The sequence below is a fragment of the Bradyrhizobium forestalis genome, assembly GCF_002795245.1.
Classification (GTDB): Bacteria; Pseudomonadota; Alphaproteobacteria; order Rhizobiales; family Xanthobacteraceae; genus Bradyrhizobium; species Bradyrhizobium forestalis.
This window is the reverse complement of record NZ_PGVG01000002.1, coordinates 153,370-177,667: the sequence shown is the minus strand read 5'-3', so window position 1 is coordinate 177,667 and position 24,298 is coordinate 153,370. Positions and strand designations below refer to the sequence as shown.

At 65.1% G+C, this 24,298-nt stretch carries 23 protein-coding genes and 1 tRNA gene; 21 read left to right on the top strand and 3 right to left on the bottom strand.

The features are described 5' to 3' along the window. Positions 1-7 precede the first annotated feature (7 nt). From CVM73_RS03120 to CVM73_RS03075, 10 genes are all read left to right on the top strand, one after another. The gene (locus CVM73_RS03120; protein ID WP_100230547.1) at positions 8-1,645 is read left to right on the top strand and encodes an ABC transporter substrate-binding protein; all 1,638 of its coding nucleotides are present in this window, start codon (positions 8-10) and stop codon (positions 1,643-1,645) included. Between the two features lies 1 nt (position 1,646). Beyond that, a complete protein-coding gene (locus CVM73_RS03115; RefSeq protein ID WP_100230546.1) occupies positions 1,647-2,630 on the top strand; it encodes an ABC transporter ATP-binding protein in 984 nt (327 codons plus the stop codon). Further along, complete coding sequence (locus CVM73_RS03110) at positions 2,627-3,613, top strand: ABC transporter ATP-binding protein (protein WP_100230545.1); 987 nt, start codon at positions 2,627-2,629, stop codon at positions 3,611-3,613. The genes CVM73_RS03115 and CVM73_RS03110 overlap by 4 nt, the downstream gene beginning before the upstream one ends. Then, positions 3,613-4,542 (top strand): ABC transporter permease, encoded by a 930-nt coding sequence (locus tag CVM73_RS03105; RefSeq protein ID WP_167406593.1) that lies wholly within the window; start codon positions 3,613-3,615, stop codon positions 4,540-4,542. Before CVM73_RS03110 ends, CVM73_RS03105 begins: the two co-directional genes overlap by 1 nt. Beyond that, the gene (locus tag CVM73_RS03100; RefSeq protein WP_100230543.1) at positions 4,539-5,396 is read left to right on the top strand and encodes an ABC transporter permease; all 858 of its coding nucleotides are present in this window, start codon (positions 4,539-4,541) and stop codon (positions 5,394-5,396) included. The genes CVM73_RS03105 and CVM73_RS03100 overlap by 4 nt, the downstream gene beginning before the upstream one ends. Positions 5,397-5,672: 276 nt before the next feature. After that, the gene (gene ilvD, locus CVM73_RS03095) at positions 5,673-7,523 is read left to right on the top strand and encodes a dihydroxy-acid dehydratase (protein ID WP_100230542.1); all 1,851 of its coding nucleotides are present in this window, start codon (positions 5,673-5,675) and stop codon (positions 7,521-7,523) included. 397 nt (positions 7,524-7,920) lie between these two features. Then, on the top strand, positions 7,921-8,238 hold the full coding sequence (locus CVM73_RS03090; RefSeq protein ID WP_100230541.1) for a hypothetical protein: 318 nt from the start codon (positions 7,921-7,923) through the stop codon (positions 8,236-8,238). 332 nt (positions 8,239-8,570) lie between these two features. After that, positions 8,571-8,894: a hypothetical protein gene (locus CVM73_RS03085; RefSeq protein ID WP_036017268.1), complete on the top strand. Its 324-nt coding sequence runs from the start codon at positions 8,571-8,573 to the stop codon at positions 8,892-8,894. Positions 8,895-9,156: 262 nt separating this feature from the next. Then, positions 9,157-9,246: transfer RNA gene (locus CVM73_RS03080), tRNA-Ser, on the top strand. Positions 9,247-9,464: 218 nt separating this feature from the next. Beyond that, a complete protein-coding gene (locus CVM73_RS03075) occupies positions 9,465-10,205 on the top strand; it encodes a cation efflux transmembrane domain-containing protein (RefSeq protein ID WP_100230540.1) in 741 nt (246 codons plus the stop codon). A 155-nt stretch (positions 10,206-10,360) separates the two neighbouring features. On the opposite strand, the gene CVM73_RS03070 is transcribed toward CVM73_RS03075, so the two are convergent. Continuing rightward, a complete protein-coding gene (locus tag CVM73_RS03070; RefSeq protein ID WP_100230791.1) occupies positions 10,361-10,969 on the bottom strand; it encodes a sll1863 family stress response protein in 609 nt (202 codons plus the stop codon). Between the two features lie 398 nt (positions 10,970-11,367). Between CVM73_RS03070 and CVM73_RS03065 the strand changes: the two genes are divergently transcribed. The 4 genes from CVM73_RS03065 (at position 11,368) to CVM73_RS03050 (ending at position 15,220) form a co-directional block, all read left to right on the top strand. Further along, a complete protein-coding gene (locus CVM73_RS03065) occupies positions 11,368-11,664 on the top strand; it encodes a hypothetical protein (RefSeq protein ID WP_100230539.1) in 297 nt (98 codons plus the stop codon). Between the two features lie 382 nt (positions 11,665-12,046). Continuing rightward, on the top strand, positions 12,047-14,122 hold the full coding sequence (locus tag CVM73_RS03060; protein ID WP_245452202.1) for a VTT domain-containing protein: 2,076 nt from the start codon (positions 12,047-12,049) through the stop codon (positions 14,120-14,122). Next, a complete protein-coding gene (locus CVM73_RS03055) occupies positions 14,122-14,796 on the top strand; it encodes an endonuclease/exonuclease/phosphatase family protein (protein WP_100230538.1) in 675 nt (224 codons plus the stop codon). Before CVM73_RS03060 ends, CVM73_RS03055 begins: the two co-directional genes overlap by 1 nt. Positions 14,797-15,028: 232 nt before the next feature. Further along, on the top strand, positions 15,029-15,220 hold the full coding sequence (locus CVM73_RS03050) for a hypothetical protein (RefSeq protein WP_100230537.1): 192 nt from the start codon (positions 15,029-15,031) through the stop codon (positions 15,218-15,220). Between the two features lie 36 nt (positions 15,221-15,256). On the opposite strand, the gene CVM73_RS03045 is transcribed toward CVM73_RS03050, so the two are convergent. Continuing rightward, complete coding sequence (locus CVM73_RS03045) at positions 15,257-15,481, bottom strand: hypothetical protein (RefSeq protein WP_100230536.1); 225 nt, start codon at positions 15,479-15,481, stop codon at positions 15,257-15,259. Positions 15,482-15,733: 252 nt separating this feature from the next. Between CVM73_RS03045 and CVM73_RS03040 the strand changes: the two genes are divergently transcribed. The 3 genes from CVM73_RS03040 (at position 15,734) to CVM73_RS03025 (ending at position 18,112) form a co-directional block, all read left to right on the top strand. After that, positions 15,734-16,054, top strand: a complete 321-nt coding sequence (locus CVM73_RS03040; protein WP_167406592.1) for a DUF1476 domain-containing protein — start codon at positions 15,734-15,736, stop codon at positions 16,052-16,054. Between the two features lie 36 nt (positions 16,055-16,090). Next, positions 16,091-16,381, top strand: a complete 291-nt coding sequence (locus CVM73_RS03035) for a hypothetical protein (RefSeq protein WP_100230534.1) — start codon at positions 16,091-16,093, stop codon at positions 16,379-16,381. Positions 16,382-17,185: 804 nt separating this feature from the next. Then, positions 17,186-18,112, top strand: coding sequence for a septal ring lytic transglycosylase RlpA family protein (locus CVM73_RS03025; RefSeq protein ID WP_100230533.1), 927 nt, complete (start codon positions 17,186-17,188; stop codon positions 18,110-18,112). On the opposite strand, the gene CVM73_RS03020 is transcribed toward CVM73_RS03025, so the two are convergent. Next, a complete protein-coding gene (locus tag CVM73_RS03020) occupies positions 18,106-19,062 on the bottom strand; it encodes an alpha/beta fold hydrolase (protein WP_100230532.1) in 957 nt (318 codons plus the stop codon). The two genes, CVM73_RS03025 and CVM73_RS03020, sit on opposite strands and share 7 nt — an antisense overlap. Before the next feature lie 154 nt (positions 19,063-19,216). Between CVM73_RS03020 and CVM73_RS03015 the strand changes: the two genes are divergently transcribed. From CVM73_RS03015 to metG, 4 genes are all read left to right on the top strand, one after another. Next, positions 19,217-20,479 (top strand): D-alanyl-D-alanine carboxypeptidase family protein, encoded by a 1,263-nt coding sequence (locus CVM73_RS03015; protein WP_100230531.1) that lies wholly within the window; start codon positions 19,217-19,219, stop codon positions 20,477-20,479. A gap of 2 nt (positions 20,480-20,481) precedes the next feature. Beyond that, positions 20,482-21,168, top strand: coding sequence for a dTMP kinase (gene tmk / locus CVM73_RS03010; protein ID WP_100230530.1), 687 nt, complete (start codon positions 20,482-20,484; stop codon positions 21,166-21,168). Then, a complete protein-coding gene (locus CVM73_RS03005; protein ID WP_100230529.1) occupies positions 21,165-22,211 on the top strand; it encodes a DNA polymerase III subunit delta' in 1,047 nt (348 codons plus the stop codon). Before tmk ends, CVM73_RS03005 begins: the two co-directional genes overlap by 4 nt. 110 nt (positions 22,212-22,321) lie before the next feature. Continuing rightward, entirely contained in the window at positions 22,322-24,295 is a 1,974-nt protein-coding gene (gene metG, locus CVM73_RS03000; protein WP_100230789.1) for a methionine--tRNA ligase, read from the top strand. The last annotated feature ends 3 nt before the right edge of the window (positions 24,296-24,298 follow it).

Sequence of the window (24,298 nt, the reverse complement as noted above, 5' to 3'; positions counted from 1 at the left end):
TACCGCCATGAGTAAATTCACCCGTCGCACCATCCTGAAATCCGGCGGCGCTGCCGCAAGCACATTGCTGCTGCCGCGCTTTGCCATCGCGCAAGGCGACAACCGCCCGTCGGTGACGATCGCCGTGCAGAAGGTGACCAACGCGAACGTGCTCGACGTGCTGCGCGAGCAGTCCAACGTCGGCGAGCGCGTGTTCTTCTCCTCGATCTGGGAAGGCCTGATCTCCAAGAACTGGCGCGGCAATCTCGAAGCCGTGCCCGGCCTTGCCACCGAATGGCGCCGCATCGACGATCAGACCGTCGAGGTGAAGCTGCGCAAGGGTGTCAAGTTCCACAATGGCGATGAGCTGACGGCAGAAGACGTCGTCTTCACTTTCAGCCGCGAGCGCATGTTCGGCGAGACCGAGGCCAAGAGCCGGTCCACAATCAAGGCGTTCGAGAAGATCCCGACGCCACGGCCGGGCAAGGAGCTGCCGCCCGACGTGCCCGCGGTTGCTCGCCGGATCTGGCCGGACCTGGTGCGCGTCGATGCCGTCGACAAGTACACGGTGCGCTTCTACAACGCGACGCCCGACGTCACGATCGAGGGCCGGCTGTCGCGCTACGGCTCCGACATCATGAACCGCCGCGCCTGGGAAGAGGCCGCCAGCTATCTTGATTGGGCTCGCAGGCCGGTGACGACCGGTCCTTATAAGGTCGTCGAGCTCAAGCCCGACGTCTCGCTGACCCTCGAAGCCCACGACGAATATTGGGGCGGTCGTCCGCCGCTCAAGCGCATTCGTTTCCTCGAAGTGCCTGAGGTCGCGAGCCGCATCAACGGCCTCTTGTCGGGCGAATACCAGTTTGCCTGCGACATCCCGCCGGACCAGATCGCCGGCATCGAGAAGAACGCCGCGTTCGAAGTGCAGGGCGGCACCATCCTCAATCACCGCCTGACCGTGTTCGACAAGAACCACGCCGTGCTCGCCAATCCGCTTGTCAGGCGCGCCTTTACCCACGCGATCGACCGCCAGGCCATCGTCGACAGCCTGTGGGCCGGCCGCACCCGCGTGCCGAAAGGCCTGCAATGGGAATTCTACGGCGACATGTTCAACGCCGACTGGAACGTGCCGGCCTATGATCCCAAGCTCGCGCAGGACCTGTTGAAGCAGGCCAATTACAAGGGCGATCCGATCCCCTATCGCCTGCTCAACAATTACTACACCAACCAGGTCGCGACCGCGCAGGTGCTGGTCGAGATGTGGAAGTCGGTCGGCCTCAACGTCCAGATCGAGACCAAGGAAAACTGGTCGCAGATTATGGAGCGGGCGCCCACGCGCGCCGTGCGCGACTGGTCGAACTCGGCCGCTTTCAACGATCCGGTGTCCTCGCTGGTCGCCCAGCACGGTCCGAACGGCCAGCAGCAGCAGATCGGCGAATGGACCAATGTCGAGCTGAACAAGCTCTCGGAGTTCCTGGAGACCTCGACCGACCGCGCCGCCCGCAGGAAGGCGTTCCACCGCATGCTCGAGATCGCCGAGCGCGAGGATCCCGCCTACACGGTGCTGCACCAGAACGCGACCTTCACCGCCAAGCCGAAATCGATCAAGTGGAAGGCGGCGCCCGCCTTCGCGATGGATTTTCGCGCCGGCAATTTCGAGGCCTGAGGTGCCGCAGCTGGTCAGCATCCGGGACTTGCGCGTCGCCTTCAGCGGCGTGCCGGTCCTGCGCGGCGTCGACATCAACTTGCACAAGGGCGAGGCGCTCGGCCTCGTCGGCGAGTCCGGCTCCGGCAAGTCTGTGACATGGCTGGCCGCGCTCGGCCTCTTGCCGCGGCATGCGAAGGTCACAGGCTCGGTGCGGCTCGAGGGACGAGAGATCCTCGGCGCGCCGGCCACCGAGCTTGATCACGTGCGGGGCGGGCGCATCGCCATGATCTTCCAGGATCCGGCGAGTGCGCTCAACCCGGTACTGACCATCCGCAGGCAGCTTTGTGAAGCGCTGGCGCTGCATCGGGATCTCCAAGGCAACGCCGTGAAGGCGGAAGCGCGGCGGCTGCTCGATCTCGTCGGCATTCCCGACGCAGGCCGGCGGTTAGAGGCCTATCCGCATGAATTCTCCGGCGGCCAGGTCCAGCGCATCATGATCGCGATGGCGCTGGCCGGAAATCCCGATCTGTTGATCGCGGACGAGCCGACCACGGCGCTTGACGCCACCATTCAGGCCCAGATCCTGGAGCTGCTCTCCACGGTCCGCCGCGAGATGAGCATGGCGATGGTGCTGATCAGTCACGACCTCGGCGTCGTCGCTGAGAATTGTGACCGCGTCGCGGTGATGTATGCCGGCCGCATCGTCGAGCAGGCACCGAGCAACCAGCTGTTCGCCGACCCCGTGCACCCTTATGCGCAAGGGTTGATCGGTGCGCTGCCGCCGCTCGATGGGCCGCGGCGGCGCCTCACGGCCATTCCCGGCACCGTGCCCGATCCCGCGCACATGCCTGATGGATGCGCCTTCGCGCCGCGCTGCGCGCTGGCGGCCGAACCGTGCGGCCTGGCCGCGCCGAGCCTGGCGCCGATCGCGAACGATCGGACCGTTGCCTGTATCCGCGCCGAAGCCTCGCGCCGCGCGCTGCTCGGAATCGCTGCCGAATGAGCGCGCCGCTCGTCGAAGTGTCCACGATCTCGCGCAGCTACAGCATGCGCTCCGGAATGTTCGGCCGAGCTACGGCCGTGCATGCCGTCGACGGCGTGTCGCTCACGATTGCCAGAGGCCAAACGCTGGGTCTCGTCGGCGAGTCCGGCTCGGGCAAATCCACGACCGGCCGCATCGTGCTCGGCCTCGAGCCGCCCGATCGCGGCGAGGTACGGTTCGACGGCAAGCCGATGGCCGCGCCGGGAACGGCCGCCTGGCGTGCGCAGCGCGCGCGCATGCAGATGATCTTCCAGGATCCGCTGGGTGCGCTGGATCGGCGCCTGCCGGTCGCCACCCAGATCCGCGAGCCCCTGGATATCCACGGTCTCGGCACGCCCGCCGAGCGCGCCGAGCGGGTGCGCGAGTTGCTGCGCGCGGTCGAGCTGACGCCGGCGCACGGCGTGCGCTATCCGGGCGCACTGTCCGGCGGACAGCGCCAGCGCATCGTGCTGGCGCGGGCGCTGGCGACGAAGCCGGATTTCCTGGTCTGCGACGAGCCGGTCAGCGCGCTCGACGTCTCGATCCAGGCGCAGGTGGTGAACCTGCTCGCCGATCTCCAGGCGCAGCTTGGGCTGACGCTGCTGTTCATCAGCCATGATCTGCGTGTCGTCCGGCAGATCAGCAATGTGGTTGCCGTGATGTATCTCGGCCGCATCGTCGAGATCGGCAGCGCCGACGACCTGTTCGCGCGGCCCGAGCATCCCTATACCCAGGCGCTGGTCTCGGCCTCGCCCGCACCGGGCCGCCGCAGCGCCGGCCGTATCGTGCTGTCAGGCGATCCGCCGAATCCGGCCGCGCGCCCCAAAGGCTGTGCCTTCCATCCGCGCTGCCCGCGGGCCATCGCGCGCTGTGCGAGCGAGGTGCCGGCGCTCGAAGCCGTCGGCGGTAACCGGCAGGTCGCCTGCCATCTCGTCACCGGCGCCGCGACACGGGACGCTGCCTGATGGGACGCTATTTCGCCATTCGGATCGGGCGCGCGGCTCTGACGATCATCCTCGTCGTCACCTTCGCCTTCGTCGTGCTTCGCCTCTCCGGCGATCCCGCGCTGATGATCCTGGGACCCGAGGCGCCGCCGGAAGTGCTCGCGGCGTTTCGCAAGGCCTGGGGCCTCGATGATCCCATCTGGTTTCAGTATCTCGACTATTTCGGCGCCATCGCCAAAGGCGAGCTCGGCCGCTCCATGCGCGACGGCCGGCCCGCGATCGAGCTCGTGCTGGAGCGGATTCCGGCGACGCTGGCGCTGACCTTGCCGGCCTTCGCCTTCAAGGTCGCGCTCGGCATTCCCGCCGGCATCTACGCCGCGCTGCATCGCGGCTCGGGAATCGACCGCGCCGTGATGATGACGGCGGTGGCTGGTTTCACGGTCCCGAGCTTCGTGCTCGCGCTGCTGCTGGTGCTCGTCTTCGCCGTGCAGCTCGGCTGGCTGCCGTCGGGCGGGCAGGACAGTTGGCGCCACGCCATCCTGCCGATCGCAACGCTGAGCCTCGGCGGCGCCGCGGTGCTGGCGCGCTTCACCCGCAGCGCAATGCTGGAGGTGCTGGGCCAGCCCTATATCCGCACTGCATCCGCAAAAGGCGTGCCTTGGCGCAAGGTGGTGACATCGCACGCGCTGCCGAACGCGGCGATCCCGACCATCACCATTCTCGGCTTCATGGTGGGCACGCTGATCGCGGGCGCCGTGGTGGTCGAGAGCGTGTTTGCCTGGCCGGGAGTAGGGCGCCTGCTCGTCGTCGCCGTTGCCAACCGCGACCTCGCCGTCGTGCAATGCATCCTGCTGCTGGTCGCGATGACCATGGTGACGTCCAACCTGATCGTCGACTTCCTCTACGGCTTCCTCGATCCGCGCCTGCGCACCAAGGGAGCCCATGCATGACCGACGCCACGTTGAAGGACACAACCGCGCGCCGTCGCATCAGCCTTCCCGCAATCCCGGTCTCGGTCGCGCTCGCGATCAGCTGGATCGTCGCGATGCTGCTGATTGCGGCTTTCGCCGAGAAGATCGCGCCTTACGGCTTCACCCAGCTCGATCTGCGCAACCGGCTCTCGGCGCCCGGCAATGCCGCGCATTGGCTGGGCACCGACGAGCTCGGCCGGGACGTGCTGTCGCGGCTGCTCGTCTCGATCCGCATCTCGCTGCTGATCGCATTCGGCGCCACCACGATCTCGGCGATCGTCGGCACCACGCTCGGCTTCCTCGCCGCGCATTTCCGCGGGGCCGTGGAGCAACTCGTGCTGATGCTGTCCGACTTCCAGGCCAGCATGCCCTTCCTGATCATGGCGCTGGCGGTGCTCGCCTTCTTCGGCAATTCGCTGCCGCTTCTGATCGGCCTGATGGGCCTGTTCGGCTGGGAGCGCTACGCCCGCATCGCGCGCGGCCTTGCGATTTCCGCCAATGCGCAAGGCTATGCCGCCGCCGTCCGCCAGCTTGGTGCAACGCCGTCGCGGATCTACCTCCGGCACATCCTGCCCAACATCGCCTCGACCCTGATCGTCTCGACCACGCTGGTCTTCCCGGAGGTGATCCTGATGGAGTCCGGCCTGTCCTTCCTCGGCCTCGGCGTGCAGCCGCCGATGACCAGCCTCGGCAACATGGTCGGCTATGGCCGCGAATATCTGACCCGGGCGCCCTGGATCATGCTGGCCCCGGCCACCACAATCGTCGTGACCACGCTGGCGGTCTCGGTCATTGGCGACTGGCTGCGGGACCGATTGGATCCGACGCTGTAGTCGGGGGGCAGATCTCGTGTCCCGGACGCGCGGAGCGCGAGCCGGGACCCAGGAAGCCACATCGCTCGCTCCCACATGGGCCCCGGCTCTGCAGCGCACCGTCGAAGAGACGCTGCGCTGCGTCCGGGGCACGAGAGAGAGCCCGTGCCGGGGGCAGGGGAGCCCTGCCATGCCCAAGTTCCCGTTGCGCCCGCCCGGCGCGTGCGCTATCCGGCCGGAAAGGCCTGAGGCGGCTCCACATTTTCCCGCCCGGCCGGCAAACCCGAGGACGGAAACATGCCAGCCTATCGCTCCCGCACCACCACCCACGGCCGTAACATGGCGGGCGCCCGCGGCCTCTGGCGCGCGACGGGCATGAAGGATGCGGATTTCGGCAAGCCGATCATCGCAGTCGTCAACTCCTTCACCCAGTTCGTGCCCGGTCACGTCCATCTCAAGGATCTCGGCCAGCTGGTGGCGCGCGAGATCGAGCAGGCCGGCGGCGTTGCCAAGGAATTCAACACCATCGCGGTCGATGACGGCATCGCCATGGGCCATGACGGCATGCTCTACAGCCTGCCGTCGCGCGAACTGATCGCCGACAGCGTCGAGTACATGGCCAACGCGCATTGCGCCGACGGCCTCGTCTGCATCTCCAACTGCGACAAGATCACGCCCGGCATGCTGATGGCCGCGCTGCGGCTCAACATTCCCGCCGTGTTCATCTCCGGCGGCCCGATGGAGGCCGGCAAGGTCAAGCTCGAGGGCAAGACCAAAGCCGTCGACCTCATCGACGCCATGGTGGCGGCCGCCGATTCCAAGGTCAGCGACGACGACGTCAAGGTGATCGAGCGCTCGGCGTGCCCGACCTGCGGCTCCTGCTCGGGCATGTTCACGGCGAACTCGATGAACTGCCTCACCGAGGCGCTCGGCCTCGCGCTGCCCGGCAACGGCTCGGTGGTCGCGACCCACGCCGACCGCAAGCGCCTGTTCGTCGAGGCCGGTCACACCATCGTCGATCTCGTCCGCCGCTATTACGAGCAGGACGACGCGTCCGTGCTGCCGCGCAACATCGCCAACCTCAAGGCATTCGAGAACGCGATGACGCTCGACATCGCGATGGGCGGCTCGACCAACACCGTGCTGCATCTGCTCGCCGCCGCCCATGAAGGGCAGGTCGAGTTCACCATGCGCGACATCGACCGGCTGTCGCGCCGCGTGCCCGTGCTTTGCAAGGTCGCGCCGTCAGTGGCCGACGTGCATGTCGAGGACGTGCATCGCGCCGGCGGCATCATGGGCATTCTCGGCGAGCTCGACCGCGCCGGGCTGATCGACACCTCGGTCTCGACCGTGCACGCGCCGACCATGAACGAGGCATTGGAGCGCTGGGACATCAAGCGCACCAAGAGCGAGACGGTGCGCACCTTCTATCGCGCCTCGCCCGGCGGCATCCCGACCCAGGTCGCCTTCAGCCAGGAGCGCCGCTACGACGAGCTCGATGCCGACCGCGAGAAGGGCGTCGTGCGCGACCTCGCGCACGCCTTCAGCAAGGACGGCGGTCTTGCCGTGCTCTACGGCAACCTCGCGCAGGACGGCTGCATCGTGAAGACCGCCGGCGTCGACGCCTCGATCCTGAAATTCTCCGGTCCCGCGCGCGTGTTCGAAAGCCAGGACGCGGCGGTCGAAGGCATTTTGGGCGGCAAGGTCGTGGCCGGCGAGGTCGTGGTCGTGCGCTACGAAGGCCCGCGCGGCGGCCCCGGCATGCAGGAGATGCTGTATCCGACCAGCTATCTGAAATCGATGGGCCTCGGAAAGGCCTGCGCGCTCGTCACCGACGGCCGTTTCTCCGGCGGCTCGTCCGGCCTGTCGATCGGCCACCTGTCGCCGGAAGCTGCCGAGGGCGGCACCATCGGTCTCGTGCGCGACGGCGACCGCATCGCCATCGACATCCCGAACCGCAGCATCAGCCTGGACGTCTCCGACGAGGAGCTCGCCAAGCGCCGCGCGGCGGAGGAGGCGAAGGGCGATGCCGCCTGGCAGCCGCAGAGCCGCAAGCGCAACGTCTCGACCGCGCTTCAGGCTTACGCCGCGCTCACCACCAGCGCTGCGCGCGGCGCGGTGCGCGAGGTGAAGCGGCGCTCGAGATAGGCGCGGATCGGCACGTCACAGGCTGGATCGCCAGCTTTCGGAACGACTCGCGGCTCCACGCGAGCGCGCGGATGCGCCGTTGCAGGAACCACGGAGCCGGAACGGAGATTCGGAAAGAACGGCCCCCGCTTCCCGGGGGCGTGGGCAGTTGGGGGTGGGAGCGGGAGCCGTTTGCGAAGTGGGCACCCGACGTGCGGGCTCGCCCGCCAGGCACGGTCAACTTAGTGCATTTGTCCACACCCTGCTATTTAATTTTTATTAATTCACATTTTATTTTTGATTTAATCGTGCCATCCTAGGAAAAATCGCCGAAATCCCTTTTTCCGAATCCGGCCGAGGCGGTCGCCGTATCGAGATCCGTCCGCAACGGTCCGGATTGCCAGTAGCGGAGTTAGCCATGAGTCATTCTCCATCGCTCGTGCCGCAAATTTCGACGGACCGGGACGTCTATCTCGTGCTCGATGACTTCGGCCGCCGGCTGGGCCGCGCCTGGTGTGAGACTGCCGAGGAGGACGCCAATCGCGAGACCCTGCTCAGACATCTCGCCGAAGGGCAATATCTCCATCCCACACGTATCGTGGCCTTCAATACCGCGGAGGGGTGGTCGCGGGATGCCACCGCTGAAATCGCCGACGAGCTGCGCCGCCGCTTTGTCGAACTCGAGGAGACCGATCCCTCGCTGCTGGAGTTCCTGGAAAGAGCGGCGAGGCATTGAAGCTCGACCATCGAAGGCGGCTGAACACTGCGGATTGTGCTCGAACGCGTCCTGCGGCGATGTCCGATCGCCGGGGCAGCGCTCTCGCTCGTTATGCCGACCTCGGTGCAAACATCCCGCGCGTTAATGCGCGTGGTCAATGAGTTCTTACCGCTCCCTCGCGATCGGCCGTTCGCATTAAGGATGCCCCGACGAAGTTCGGCAAGGTAAGGTTTTGCGGCGTATACTTCGTTCGACCTTCTGATCCAAAATCCATTTCGGGCAACTGGGGCGCCACCGCAATGTCTCGTACTCTCGCCGTTGTTTTCTCCACAGCCGTCGCCGCGATTTCCATGACGGGCGCAGCCTCCGCCGGCTGCTATAATTGCTATACGCCGCCGCCGTGCACGACCTGCTATCAGCAGCAATACGTGCCGCCGCAATACCGCACCGTCGACGAGACCGTGATGGTGTCGCCGGGCGCCGTGGTCGCGCACCGCACGCCGGCGCAGTATCGCACCGTGATGGTGCCGCAGACCGTGATGGTGGCGCCCCCGGGCGTCCAGTACGAGCGCATCCCGCCGCAATACGCCACACGCCAACGCGTCGAGATGGTCTCGCCCGGCTATTCCTATTACGCCCCGGTGCAGATGGGCTGCGCGTCCTGCGGCTACTGAGCTGACGCAAGAGACCAGCTTAGAGCGGCGCTCCTCGCGGGGCGCCGTTTTCGTTTGCGGGCAGCAAAACGAGGCCCGGGCATGGAGACCAATCCAACCGGGCCTCGCAACCAGCGACACCCTGGGAGATGTCGCCGGCATCAGGATTGCCAAGGGGCTAGACTAGAGGAACAGGCTGACGCCGGCCTGACAAGAGGCTAGGGCGCCCAACTTCGCGTTGCCTTGCGCTGGCGACTGGGTTAAGCGACAGCGCTCCGGGACTGGAAGGGTGGCCGAGTGGTTTAAGGCACCGGTCTTGAAAACCGGCGTGCCCGCAAGGGTACCGTGGGTTCGAATCCCACCCCTTCCGCCAGTCTGATGCCAAGTCGTTGATCTTCCCAAAATTCAGCAGTTCCAACGGCTTCCAGTCGACGGGTGCTACGGAGAGCTGCTGCAGCGAGCCCATGGAAGACGTGGACTTATGAGAGCGACGGTGCCTTTCGTCGCGCAGCCAGCACGAGCTGCGAGGGGGACAGCAGCTACCGGGAAGCGTCTTGGGCTGATAGGCTCAGGGGACTGAGGATCGTCATCATGACTGAATGCTGTAAACAGAACAGCTCGTGCTGCAGCCCACCACCGTTGAACCTCGAACCTATCAGGCGAACCGAGCGCGGGTCCCTAGGGGCGGCATGCGGTTGTTCCGGCGGTGTCCCTGTCTTCGACGGAATGGACCCTGCGTACAAGCGCGTTCTCTGGACCGTGATCGCCGTCAACGGCACGATGTTCTTGATCGAGATGCTTGCTGGGCAGTTGGCTGGTTCGCAGGCGTTGAAGGCGGACGCATTGGACTTCCTCGGCGACACTGTGACGTATGGTCTCAGCTTGGCCGTGATCGGTGCGAGCCTGCGGCGCCGAGCGACCGCCGCCCTTTTCAAAGGTCTCTCTCTCAGCGTGATGGCGCTCTGGGTTGTCGGGTCAACTGTCTACCAGACGCTCATTCTCGGTTTGCCAAAGGCAGAGGTCATGGGCGCGATCGGCTTTCTTGCTCTCGCGGCCAATCTCGGTTCGGTCTTGTTGCTCAGGCCGTACACGGATGGGGACGCGAACGTCCGGTCTGTTTGGCTCTGCTCGCGAAACGACGCAATCGGCAACGTGATCGTGGTGGTCGCCGCCTTGGGCGTCTGGGGTACCGGCACGGCTTGGCCCGATCTCCTCGTCGCCGCCGTAATGGGAGGCATCTTCCTGACATCCTCAATCCAGATACTCCGACAGGCTTGGAGCGAGTTCAATGCAGAGAACTCCGCAAGCCAACAAACCGCTGCCGCTCGTTGACACTCGTGCTCCGAGTGGCGAGGAGAGGCCACTGTCCTGGTCCAGAGCAGTGATCGTGGTGTTGGCCCGTAGGAGGGGGCGTGAGCTACGCTTGGCTCGCGGCCGTCGTCACACTCCACACCCCGTCTCTTTGGGCATGCGACCGAAACCAGCCTTCAGCTCTTCGTATCAGTGCCCTTCAGCGCGTCCCACGCGGCTTTGTTGGCTTGATCGAACGCCTTGCGGGATTCGGCGAGGGCGGCGCTCATCACCGACCAGGACTCGCTGCCCGCTTGCTTCAGCTTCTGCAGCCGCGCTTCTGCTTCGGAGGCATCGGACTTCATCTGTTTGAGCGCGGCATCGAGGTCCGCGGTGCGGGCTGCGGCCACCTTGCCTGCGGCCTCGCGGAATTTATCCGCGGCTTCCCGCCAGGCCTTGGCCTGTGCCGCCGCAAGTTCCTTGAAGGTGGCCTGCTGCTGCTCGAGCTGTTTGCCGGCGCCTTCGAAGTAGGTCTTCACCTGGGCTTCAAAGCCGTTCCATTGCCCTTCCATGTCGGCCTTGGCATCCGCCCAAGCGGCTTCACCCGCTTGCGTCTTGGCCTTGAGCAGTTCCTGAAACTCATCGCGGCGCGTGGTCAGATCGGACAGGAGCTGATCAGTCTTCACCTTGGACTCAGCCTTGGCCTGGCCGGCCTTGACCTCGAACGAGGCCAACGCGGCGTCCATCTCGTCGATCCGCTCCTTGGCCCAGTTGAGATAGAAATGCATGCTGCTCTGCTGTGACATGGCCGCCTCCGTTGATTTGTCGAGGTCAGAATTCCAGAGCTCGGGCTTGCCCGTATTGACCTGTCTCAATGACCTTGTATGAAGCGCTGGCGTGCTTGACCACAAGGACGAACGAAAGCGCGTGAGGAACGCTATCGAACTCGAGAGATTACCCCGACAGGGAGCTTCACAGCGGGGCGTTCATGTTCTTCTTTTTCTCGAACCGGCTGGGCTGTCTCGGCTCGCTGCTGATCTCCGGCCTCATCACCGTGGCGCTGCTCTTCCTGTTCGGGATCATTCGGTTCTGATCTTCACGGGTGCCGATCCATCATCTCCGCCTTTGATGTCGTTCGCTCCACGCCAGGAACTTGGCCCCAGCTCGCCCGTTGTTCGCACTCTCGACCACACGGAGAGCATCCTTGGAAAGCACGATCATCGGAGAATTCGACACGCGCCGCGGCGCCGAGCTTGCGGTTGAGCATGTCGTGCAGGAATGCGGCGTGCCGCGAGGCGACGTCTTCGTCCAGCCCGCCGGCGATGCGAACACGGTGGGAACACGGCCGGCAGGTAGCGACGTCAAGGCTGCGCCCGCGCCGCAGGGGCGGCAGAAGCTGGAAGGCGCGATCGAGGTCTCCGTGGATTTTCACGGCGATGCTCCGGAGAAGATTGCAGACGCGTTGAGAGGCGCCGGCGCAAAGACTGTTCGAACCAAATAGCTGCGATGTGCGATTGTGCCGACTAAGCCCAGTGGCTCCAGCATTCGCACGCGCAGAACATCGTCCCTGTCTCGGGCAGGGCTGTCGCATTTGAGAGCTTTTCGCTGCGGCCATCCTTCGAGACGCCCGCTTTAGGCGGGCTCCTCAGGATGAGGGCGGAGTGTGCGGCAGCAGTTTCAACGGGCACTGACGCTTATTAGCCTCATCCTGAGGAGGCGCGTAAGCGCCGTCTCGAAGGACGAGGCGTGCGCGCAGGCTGTCGCCACGAGTCATATGCGATAGCCCTACTGTCTCGGGGTACGTGGAACCCCTTGAGCATCCAGCGCGTTTAGATGCAAACGCGAATTGCGAGGTCCACCTGCTTCAGAGTTCATCGCCCCTGATGCCCGGCGACACCGTCTGGCGGCGGTGTGAAGCGCAGCGCGTGGCGGTTCTGAACGATGCTGCCGCTTATTTCGCGGCCCTACGGCAAGCGCTGCTGGAGGCGCAGGATCTCGTCTACATCATCGGATGGGATATCCATAGTGAAACCAGGCTGGTCGGCGCTTCCGGACGAGCGGATGACGGCTTGCCGGAACAACTCGGCGCATTCCTGCGCGCGCTCGTTCATCGCCGTCCCGCCTTGCGGATCGACATCCTCGTCTGGGACTTCGTATCGTTTTACGCCTCCGAGAGGGAATGGAACTCCGCGGCGAAATTGACCGCCGAAACTTGTGGCCGCGTCCGATTTCATCTGGACGCCACGCTTCCGTTTGGGTCGGCCCAACACCAGAAGATCGTCTGTATCGATGGTTCGCTGGCGTTCGTCGGCGGGCTCGATCTGACGATCAGGCGCTGGGACACGAGTGAACATCGCGCCGTTCACGAATTGCGCTGCGACCCCGAAGGCAAGCCATACCCGCCCTTTCACGATGTTCAATGCATGGTCGACGGGGAGGCTGCGGCGTCGCTATTCGACATTGCGGAGCAGCGCTGGCGTGCTGCAGGTCAAAAGGCCCATGACCGGCGCGCGCCGAAGAGCGGTCGGTGGCCGGCCAACGTACCGGTCGAGGCTGCGCATATGCCGGTGGGGATCGCCAGGACCGAGGTCGTCTGTCCTGCAGGCTCGAGCATCAATGAGGTCGAACGCTCGTTGATTGCAGCGATCCGGTCCGCAACGAGCTTCGTTTACATCGAGAACCAGTTTACCAGCGCCATCAAGATCGCGCGTGAACTGGCGGAACAGATGCTTCGCGTGCCTTCGCTTCGGGTTCTGGTCGTCGCTCCCAAGCTGCATTCCTCGTGGCTGGAATCCCAGGCCATGCAAAACGGCCGCGGGGCCTTCATCGACTGCTTCAGTGCGGCAGGAGTCACCGATCGCGTCCGCTTCGTCTACCCGGTCTCGCGCAGCGGGGACACGGAAGCTGCCGTGATGGTGCACAGCAAGCTCATGATCGTCGATAACAGGATCTTGAGGATCGGATCGGCCAACCTGAACAATCGGTCGATGGGTGCCGACTGCGAATGTGACCTGATTTTTGAAGCCGCAACCGAGGAGCATCGGGATTTCATCGCGTCGGTCCGCCACCGCCTGATCGCCCATTTCTGCGGTCTCGACGAACAGACCATAGGGCAAAACGCGGATCGTCTTTTTGCTTTGCTGGACGACGTGGCGAGGGCCGATGGGACGAAGACGCTGCGGGACGTGGAGTCCTCGGTCCTGACCAGTACCCTGGCCACAATGGTCCAGCCTGTGGCGGATCCTGAGCGGCCCCTTCATCTGGAACGGGCGGCATCGCGCATGTGGAGCACGAAGACGATCATCGGCATCGCGTCGATAACAGTGGGGCTTTTCGGACTGGCAATGGCTTGGTCGTACACGTCCCTGAGCGATCTTGCCGACGCCGCGCGCATCTCGACGCTACTGTCTGCCTATTCGCAGTCCATCTGGGGTCCACTGTTCGCGATCACAGCTTTTGTCGTCGGCGGGCTGGTCGTGTTTCCGGTTCTCGTGCTCATTGCAGCAACCGCTGCCGCGCTTGGGCCATGGTTGGGCTTCGTCACCGCAATGGCCGGCGTCTTGCTCAGCGCCTTCGTCGTTTTTGTGATCGGACGGTCACTTGGCCGAGAACGCCTCCAGAAGTTGCTCGGCCGACGTGCAGGGCGCATCCAGGAACGTGTCGTAGGCAAGGGCATTCTGGCTGTCGTCGTCATCCGGATGATTCCCGTAGCACCATTCTCGTTGGTGAATGTCGTGGCCGGGGCGAGCACGCTGCCGCTTCGCGACTTCCTGGTCGGGACTCTGCTGGGCATGATGCCCGGGATTCTCGCCATGGCCGTCCTGGGAGCTCAGATCGCGGATCTGGCCAGGAATGCCTCCTGGAGCAACATATCGCTGTTGGCCCTGGCGTTTATGGGCTGGCTCGGGATCTGCACCGGCGCACAATTCGTCGCGACGTGGCTCGCCGGGAGGCGCTGATGGCGCCGATGCGTTTCATGACGTGGAATGTGCACGGCACGTTCAATCTCAATCCGAAGTTCGATCTGGAGGGTGTTTGCTCCATCATTCGCAAGTGGTCGCCGGATGTCGTCGCGCTTCAGGAGGTGGATTCGCGCTCGCGATCGGACGATCCGTTCGCGAAGCTGGCGAGTGTCGTCGGCGATCACGGCGTTCACGCCAAGTCGATCGTCACTGAGGATGGCGACTACGGTCAGATGCTCCTGAGCCGCTTTCCGTTCGCCGGCGTGCCCGAGATCGTCGACGTGTCGTATCGTGAGCGGGAACCACGCAGAGCGATTGCCACGGGACTGCTGACACCGGCCGGCGATGTGCGCGTGGTGGCCACTCATCTCGGCCTGAGCATCCACGAGCGCTACGCACAAGCTCAGGCCCTGGCGAGCCTGGTGAAGCCCGGAAGGACCGTCGTCCTCGGCGATTTCAACGACTGGTTCTGGGTGAAGTCGGTGCGGCGCGTGCTCGCGCAGGTCTGCCCAAACCGCACGCGGCTGCGAACCTTCCCGGCGCGGTTGCCGGTTCTGCGACTTGATCGAATCTATGCGACGGCCGACAGCCGGTTCGGGAGAGTTTGGACCGACGCAGAGGCGAGGGCCTATTCGGACCATTTGCCGGTGCTCGCGGACATCGAGATCTAGCCGCCGCGATTTTCGTGGAGGCCCCTCCGCTTGCTTGACGATTTTCCGAAGATCGCAGAATGCCAATGTTTTGCCCGACGGAGCAAGGGGCTTTTGGCCAATCGAAAAAAACTTTGTGGCAGAGTGGCTTAGCTACTGTGCATGGGGTTGTTTTCACAAAACTTGATGTCATGGCCGATGCCTTTGAACGGGACCATGCGGAACTTTCTCCTCGCCGCCCGGTTGTTTCGCCATGACTGAAGACCTTTCCTTCCGACGCAAACCCTTGACCCCCGAACAGCGCCAGGCGCGCGACGCGGCACGCCGGGTCGAGGCGGAGAAGGCCATGCGCGATCATGAAGCGGCGCAGAAGGCGTTTTACGCCAACAAGGAACGGCTGAAGGCCGAGCGCCTGGCGCGTGAAGCGGCGGCGGCCAAGGGCTGAGCGAACGCGCGCGCCGCCCAATCCCCGAACCGGCCGCTAGTGCCGCTTGGACGTGCCCTTTGGCCTCAAGGCCAGCTTGAGCGCCTGGACGGCTTCCGCAAACGCCCCGCGGGGCGATTGCGCCTCGATCGCTTCAGCCGCAATGCGACAATCGTCGGCGACCTTCAGCAGCCCGCTTCGCGCGAGGTCCAGGGTGGAGAGGGCGGCCTGCTCCAGGCAGACCCGTTCAAGCCGTCGAAACTCCCGCAGCTCTCTGTTCATGCGTCAGCTCTCGATGTCTCTGCCCCATGCGGCGCTGAGTCTGCTTAACGAACGGTAAACATCCCAAGCTTAGCCGAATTGACTGGCGCGGGGCTGGTGCGTCCCGTGCTGCTCGCCTGGGGCGCATCGGCAGGCTTGACGGCATTCGGCTTCCGGGAGGAAGCTTCAAATGATCCTAAACTGACGTGAAGCACGGAGACGTTCGCTCCCAGCAGGTCCGATCCTCATCAGCGAATCAGAATGGAGCTGACCATGACCACGTTCGACAAGCGCGAGCAGGGCTTTGAGGCCAAATTCGCCCACGACGAGGAATTCATGTTCAAGGCCACCGCGCGGTCCAACAAGCTGCTCGGGCTGTGGGCCGCAAGCCAGCTCGGGCTCAGCGGCGATGCCGCGGCAAGCTACGCAACCGCGCTGGTGACAGATCATCTGGAGAGCCGGACGATCGACGATGTCCTCCGCAAGGTGTCAGGCGATCTCGCAGACAAGGGTATCGCGCGTGAGCAGGTCGCTCAGAAGCTTCAGGAATGTCTGCACCAGGCGCTGGCGCAGCTCGAAGCGGACAAGCAATGAGGCCGTCGGACGACGGCGACGAGCGGGAGGTGGGGCGTGTCTCGGAGCGGCTTGGGCAAGTGGTCCGGCGCAATCGCATGCGCGGGCGCCATCCTGGTTGGTGCAGGCGGCGCCGAGGTCTCGGCGACGCCGCTGACGCCGTTTCGCTACGAAGCGCAGGCGCAGCGTCATTGCCCGCAGGACAGGGTGGTCTGGCTCGATTTCAGGAAAGGCGTCTACTACCGCAAGGGTCAGAAGCGCTACGGCCAGGGCTTCGACGGCAGCTTCGTCTGCCTGAACGAGGCCCGCGACAGCTTCTATCGCCGTTCGCTGTTGGGTCTGCGCTGAGCGGCGCGTATCCCCGGCTTTCGGACGCGCCGGCTATTTTTGCGCCGGCAGCCTGACCGGCACGTGCGGGAAGGTGCTGATGACCCGGGGGCTTCCATCCGGATAGGTGCGGTCGCCGCGGTGGAGCTGTGTTGGAGAAGGGGAGGTGGGGCTCAGGCAAACGCAAGAGCGACGAGGCTCGAGCAGAGCAGCACCAAGCCGCCCGCGGTCAATGCCAGGAAGCCATCGGATACGAGGTCATGATTACGCATGGGACACCTGCCGCTCTCGTCTTCGATGCTCGATCGGATCGATCAAAATTGTCCGAACGCGCTGCCTTGAAAGAGGTGATGCTTGCCGCCCGCGCGAATGCCATCAGGCCCTCGTGCGATAACCTTCAAACGCATGGGCCAGGAAGATCCCCGCGCTTACCAGACCCATCAGTGCCGAAACCGTCTCGATCATCGTTAAATTCCAAATCCCGCCCTTGCATCCGAGAGAACGCGTGCGGCCTTGCACAGTCAAAAGAATTTCGGTGAGCGGGGTGACAATGGGGGTGGAGTGAGGATTTGGCGCAACAGAATGTCCAGCCTTGGCACAGAGCAGGGCACCCAGGTTCCGTAGATCAACGGGGAGAAGCGAACCTCGCGTTTACCATCCCGGCGTGATCGCTGCGGGCTCCCCATTTCCGCCGTGTTCGGGTTGCGTTATCCTTACCACTTCCGACGCGGTGGTGGGCCGTCTCGGAATCAGAAGGACCGGACAGCGCTTCCCCGTAGCCAAGGCGGGGTGGGTACGCCTCCGGCGAAGTGGTATTTGGGGCACATGGGGATCCGACAGTCAGATTCGGTTTTGCGGGCCGCGCGCGGTGTTGCGGCGGTCGCGACGTGCGTTGTCCTCGCCAATTGCGCCTCCTCCAACAAGTTCGCCAGCCGCGTCGATCCGAAATACGGCGTGTCCTCGAGCCCCCGGGTCGTCGCCTGGGGCGATCCGGTCCCGAAGGGCGGCGGCACCTATCGCGTCGGCAAGCCCTATGTCGTGGCCGGTAAGACCTACGTGCCGGAGGAGGACGTCAACTACCGCGCCGAGGGCATGGCGTCCTGGTACGGTGATGATTTCCACGGCCGCCTGACCGCCAACGGCGAAGTGTTCGACATGACCTCGCTGACCGCGGCGCATCCGACCCTGCCGATGCCGTCCTACGCGCGGGTGACCAACACCTCGAACGGCAAGTCGCTGATCGTCCGTGTCAATGATCGCGGGCCCTATCACGGCAACCGCCTCATTGATGTCTCGAACAAGGCCGCCGAACTGCTTGAATTCAAAGGCAATGGCGTCGCCAGGGTCCGGGTCGAATATGTCGGCCGGGCGCCGCTTGAGGGTTCCGACGACCGCCAGCTTCTGGCGACCTTGCGCACCGGCGTTCCGGCGCCATCGCCCTCGATGGTCCGGGTCGCCTCGGCCAAGCCGTTCGTGCCGGAGCTGCCGTCCTCGACCCGTGGCGCCATTCGCGGCGAGGTGCCGATGCCGGAAGGGCGGCCCTATAATCTCGGCAACAGCTCGGCCGATATGGCCTCGCTCAACGCGACCTCGGAAATGTCGGCCTCGAGCCGCAGTCGGGGCCGGGCGCTGCAGAACGCCCGCGCGGTGTCCTATGACGAGGACGGCCGCTATGCGAGCGAGAGCGCTCCCTCGTCGGGCGATGGCGCCGCCGAGGCCCGCAGCATCCTGAGCGGCCGTGGGCTCTACTGAGCCGCGCTCGCCTTCAAGAACGTTATCAGCGCCGCGTTCACCTCGTCGTGCCGCTCCTGCTGCACCCAATGGCCGGCGCCGTCGAGGATCAGCTTACCCTTGAGATTGGGCAGCACCCGCTCGAGCTCGTTGACGCGCTTGGCCCCGATCAGGCCGGTGATCACTGCGTCTTTTGAGCCTGCGATGAACAGGGAAGGCTGGTGAATCTGCGCGTCCTGCCAGGGCGCGGTCAGCTCCCAATTGCGGTCGATGTTGCGGTACCAGTTCAGCCCGCCGCGGAAGCCGGACTTGCGGAAGCTTTCGGTGAAATAGGCCAGATCAGCCTCGCTCAGCCAGCCGGGCAGCGGCTCCTCGGCGCCCGCATGGCTGAGAAAGCCCTTGCCCTCCTGCACGAACATGGCCGCGGTGGGATCGGCGAGGCCCCGTCCGCCAAGGATGACGCGCATGGTGCGGGCGACGTCACGCTCGAGCTCGGCCTCGGCGACGCCGGGTATCTGAAAATACTGCCAGTAGAAATTGGTGACGCCGCCCTGGCGCAACAGGTCGAGCGGCCTGCCGCGGCCGCGGAACGGCGGCGGCACGCTCAAGCCCGCGACTGCGGTGAAGATGTCGGGCCGGAACAGCGCCGCGTGCCAGGCGACCGGCGCGCCCCAGTCGTGGCCGACCACCATTGCCTTGGTTTCGCCCAGCGCCTGGACGAGGCCGACGACGTCGCCGACCGTGTCGAAGATCGAGTAAGCGTTCACATCGGGTGGCGCCGCGCTCTGGCCGTAGCCGCGCATGTCGGGGGCGACGACGTGAAACCCGGCCCCGGCGAGCGCGGGGATCTGGTGACGCCAGGAGTAGGACAGTTCCGGCCAGCCATGGCACAGCACCACCAGCGGACCCTGGCCGGCTTCGCGGACGAACAGCTCGACCCCGTTGGTCTTGATCATGCGGGTTGAGGACATTCGCTTTTCCGCCTTGTTTCAGGGGTTTGGTCGGGAAACATGAGGCGCTACGATAGGGGCGCGGCGAGAATCGTGCAATCTCAGGGGCAGGCGTCGAACCGCGTGTTGTTCGCATCTGTTCCAACTGTTAGAAGGCCTCTCTCAGGGCTTCGCCATGGCATTTCGTCTTCCTTTGCTTCGTCGCAACTGGCTCCGCGCCGGCGCGCTGGCGCGCGGGCTGATCGCAACGGTTTTGGTGGCTGGCATCGGCTGGGGCGGGGCGCTCTATGCTGCCAACCAGAGCGTCCAGGGCGCCAAGAAGGCGGAAGATGTCGGCTTCGATGGCGATGCCCCGACCGCGATCCTGATCGAAGCCTCCTCAGGCAGCGTGCTGTTCGAGAAGAACGCCGACGAGCTGCGCGCGCCCTCCAGCATGATGAAGCTGATGACGGCAGAGGTCGTCTTCAACGCCATCAAGAAGGGCGACATCAAGCTGACCGATGAGTACCGGATCAGCGAGAACGCCTGGCGCCGGGGCGGGGCGCCCTCGGGCGGCTCCACCATGTTCGCCGCCATCAACAGCAAGGTCTCGGTCGACGACCTCCTCCACGGCGCGATCATCCAGAGCGGTAACGACGCCTGCATTGCACTGGCCGAAGCCATGGCGGGCAATGAGCGGATCTTTGCCGCCGATTTCATGACCAAGCGTGCGCGCGAGCTCGGCCTCACCAGATCGACCTTCGCCAATTCCAATGGCTTGCCCGACCCCGGCAACAAGATGACGGTGCGCGAGCTCGGCATCCTCGCCCGGCATATCATTCTCGACTTCCCCGAATACTACAAACTGTTCGGCGAGAAGGAGTTCACCTGGAACAAGATCCGCCAGCCCAACCGCAATCCGCTGCTCAATTCGATGGAAGGCGCTGACGGTCTCAAGACCGGCTACACCAAGGAAGGCGGCTATGGCATGGTGGGCTCGGCCGTGCAGAACGGCACGCGGCTGATCGTCGTCGTCAACGGTCTCGATGACCCCGAGGATCGCGCCACGGAAGCCAAGAAGATGCTGGAATGGGGCTTCCGCAATTTCGAGACCCGCACCTTGATCGCGGCCGAGCAGCCGGTCGGCTACGCCAAGGTGTTCGGCGGCGAGAGCCGCTCGGTCAAGCTCGTCGCCAAGACGCCGGTGAAGGTGATGGTGCACAAGAATGGCAGCGACAAGCTGATTGCGCGCATCGTATATAGCGGCCCGGTGCGCGCGCCGGTCGAGGCCGGCCAGCGGGTCGGCGTGGTCAAGGTCTGGCGCAGCGGCAACATCGCGGTCGAAACGCCGGTCTATGCCGCCGAAGCGATCGGTACCGGCTCGACCATGCGCCGCGCGATCGACGGCGCCAGCGAGCTCGTGATCGGCATGTTCCGAGCGGGCGCCGAGAAGCTCTGATCATGAGTGAGAGCGCGGCACAGCGGCCGTCCGGACGCGGACGCTTCATCACCTTTGAAGGCGGCGAGGGCACGGGCAAGTCGACCCAGATCAAGAAGCTCGCTGACCGCCTCAAGGCGGCAAAGCTGCGCATCCGGGTCACCCGTGAGCCGGGCGGCTCGCCGGGCGCCGAGATCATGCGTCATCTGGTGCTGTCGGGCATGGGCAAGCTGCTCGGCCCCGAGGCCGAGACGCTGCTGTTTGCCGCCGCGCGCGATGACCATGTCCGCACCGTGATCCAGCCGGCGCTGAGCCAGGGCGTCTGGGTGCTGTGCGACCGCTTCGCCGACTCGACGCGGGCCTATCAGGGCAGCCTTGGCCGCGTGCCCGAGGGCCTGATCAACGCCATGCAAAGGGTCACCATCGGCGATCTCAAGCCCGATCTCACCATCATCCTCGATTTGCCGGTCGAGATCGGCCTGCAGCGCGCCGCCGCGCGCCGCGGCAGCGGAGCGCCCGACAGGTTCGAGGCCGAGAAGCTCAGCTTCCACCAGGGCCTGCGCGAGGCCTATCGCAAGATCGCGGCGGAGGATCCCGCGCGCTGCGTGCTGATCGACGCCAATTCCGACCCGGACACGGTCGCCGGGCGCGTCTGGACCGCGCTGCGCGAGCGTCTGCTCCCCACGCCTGCGTCGGTGATTTCCGCATGAGGGCGCGTCAGGCCGACCGCGAAACCGCCATTCCGCATCCGCGCGAGACGTCGCGGCTGTTCGGCCATCGTGAGGCCGAGGCCGCGCTGCTTGCGGCCTATCGCAGCGGGCGCATTCCGCATGCCTGGCTGATCGGCGGACCGCAAGGGATCGGCAAGGCGACGCTGGCTTATCGCATGGCGCGCTTCGTGCTCGCCCATCCTCAGCCGCTTTCGCCGGCCGTGCAGCGCGCCGGAGACCTCGCGATCGATCCAGACGACGCCGTGGCGCGGCAGGTGGCGGCCGGCTCGCATGGCGGCCTGCTGACGCTGGAGCGTACCGCCAACGATCGCGGCGTGATGCGCACCGTGATCACCGTGGACGAGACGCGCGAGACGATCGCGTTCTTCGGCTCGACCGCGGCGGCCGAAGGCTGGCGCGTCTGCATCGTCGACACGGTCGACGAGCTCAATCCAAACGCGGCCAACGCACTTCTGAAAATTCTCGAAGAGCCGCCGCAGCAATCGCTGTTCCTGCTGGTGAGCCACGCGCCCGCGCGGGTGCTCGCCACGATCCAGTCGCGCTGCCGCAAGCTGCGCCTGCGGCCGCTCGCCACGGATGATGTGATCGGGGCTGCCGCTTCGGCGGCCGAGCTCGATCCGAACGATCCCGCGCTGGGCGAGGCGGCCGAGGCCTCCGAGGGGAGCGTTGCACGGGCCCTGACGCTGCTCGGTGGCGACGCCTTGAAGCTTCAGCAGCGCACGGCGGCGCTGCTCGCGCGCCTGCCGCAGGTCGATCCGCGCGAATTGCACACGCTCGGCGATTCGCTCGGCGGCAGCGATCGCGTCGCGCTTGCCGCCTTCATCGACGGCATCGACCGCTGGATCGCGGAGCGCCTGCATGCGGATGAGGCCAATGCCAACCAGAACCTGCCGCGCCTTGCGCGCCTAGCTGAGGTATGGGAAAAGATCGTCCGCGCCGCGCGCGACACCGAAACCTACAATCTGGAGCGAAAGCCCTTGGTTTTCTCGGTGTTCGGCTGGCTGGCGGACGCAACGCGCTAGAGCATGATCCGGAAAAGTGCGGAGCGGTTTTCCGAAGGGATCATGCTCAAGACAATAACCTAACGCAGGTTCGTTTCCAGATTTCGAGAAAGCCGGTAAAGGAATTCGTGGTGGCAACGCGAGCTAAGAAGACCGTCAAACGCAAGAGCGGCAAGCAGGCTGCCAAGAACGCTGCCAGGAAGGCTGCGAAGAAGGCCGTGAAGACGCGCGCGAGCAAAGCCGCCAAGAAGGTCAAGAAGACCAAGAAGGCTGCCGCCAAGAAGAGCGTGAAGAAGGGCGCCGCAAAGAAGGCCGGCAAGAGGGCTGCGAAGAAGCAGGTCGTCGCCAAGAAGGCTTCGACGAAATCGGCTGCTAAGAAGCCGGCCAAGGCTCCGGCGAAGAAGGTCGCGAAAAAGCCGGCTGCGCCTGCCGTGACCGCCGCACCGGCTCCTGTCGTAACGCCGCCGAAGGCTGTGAAGCCCAAGGTATCGAAACCCAAGACCCCGCGTGCGCAAAAGCCCGTCACGGCTCCGCAAGCCGCCGCGCCCGTTGTCGCTCCCGCGCGCGACAACGTCTTCTACATCACGACCGCGATCGCCTATCCCAACGGTAGCCCGCATATCGGTCACGCCTATGAGGCGATCGCGACCGACGTGCTGGCGCGCTTTGCGCGGCTCGACGGCAAGGACGTGTTCTTCCTGACCGGCACCGACGAGCACGGTCAGAAGATGGTTCAGACGGCGGCCAGTGAAGGCATGTCCGCCTCCGCGCTCGCCGCTCGCAATGCCGGCCGCTTCAAGGAGATGGACGAGCGTCTGAACGTGTCGTTCGACCGCTTCATCCGCACCACAGAGGAGCAGCATCACCGCTCCAGCCAGGAGATCTGGCGGCGCATGGAAGCGAACGGCGACATCTATGCCGACATCTATGCCGGCTGGTACTCCGTGCGCGACGAAGCGTATTACGCCGAGGACGAGACGCGCCTGAACGAGGACGGCGTGCGGCTCGGACCGCAGGGCACGCCGGTTGAGTGGGTCGAGGAGAAGAGCTATTTCTTCCGTCTCTCGGCGTACCAGGACAAGCTGCTCAAGCTCTATGCGGATCACCCTGATTTCATCGGGCCGGACTCCCGCAAGAACGAGGTGGTGAGCTTCGTCAGAGGCGGCCTGCGCGATCTCTCGATCTCGCGCACCACCTTCGATTGGGGCGTGAAGGTGCCTGGCGATGAAGAGCACGTCATGTATGTCTGGGTCGACGCGCTGACCAACTACATCACCGGCGTCGGCTTCCCCGATGAGAGCGACGAGAACTGGCGCTATTGGCCTGCCGACGTGCACATCATCGGCAAGGACATCATCCGCTTCCATGCGGTGTATTGGCCGGCCTTCCTTCTGTCGGCCGGGATTCCGTTGCCGAAGCGGGTCTATGCCCACGGCTTCCTGTTCAACAGGGGCGAGAAGATGTCGAAGTCGGTCGGCAACGTCGTCGATCCCTTCAACCTCGCCGACCAGTATGGCGTCGACCAGATGCGCTATTTCTTCCTGCGCGAGGTGCCGTTCGGCCAGGACGGCAATTACAATCACGAGGCGATCGTCGCGCGCATCAACGCCGATCTCGCCAACGATCTCGGCAACCTCGCGCAGCGCTCGCTGTCGATGATCGCAAAGCAGCTCGGCGGCGTGCTGCCGGAGCCCGGCGACTTCAGCGACAACGACAAGGCGATCCTGGCGATGGCCGACGGCATGATCGCAGCGTCCCGTGAGGCCATGGCGACGCAGCAGATCCATCAATGGCTGAACGCCGTCTGGGCCGTGGTCGCGGAGGCCAACCGCTATTTTGCGGGCGAGGCGCCGTGGGCGCTCGCCAAGACGGATCCTGCGAGGCAGAAGACGGTGCTCTACGTCACCGCCGAAGTCGTGCGCCAGATCGCGATCCTGGCTCAGCCCGCGATGCCGACAGCCTCGGGATTGCTGCTCGACAGCCTCGGCATTCCTGCGGACGAGCGCAGCTTTGCGGCGCTCGGCGGCGCCAAGCGCATCGCGCCCGGTTCGACGCTGCCGGCGCCGACGCCGGCGTTCCCGCGCTACGTCGAGCCGGCGGCCTGAAGG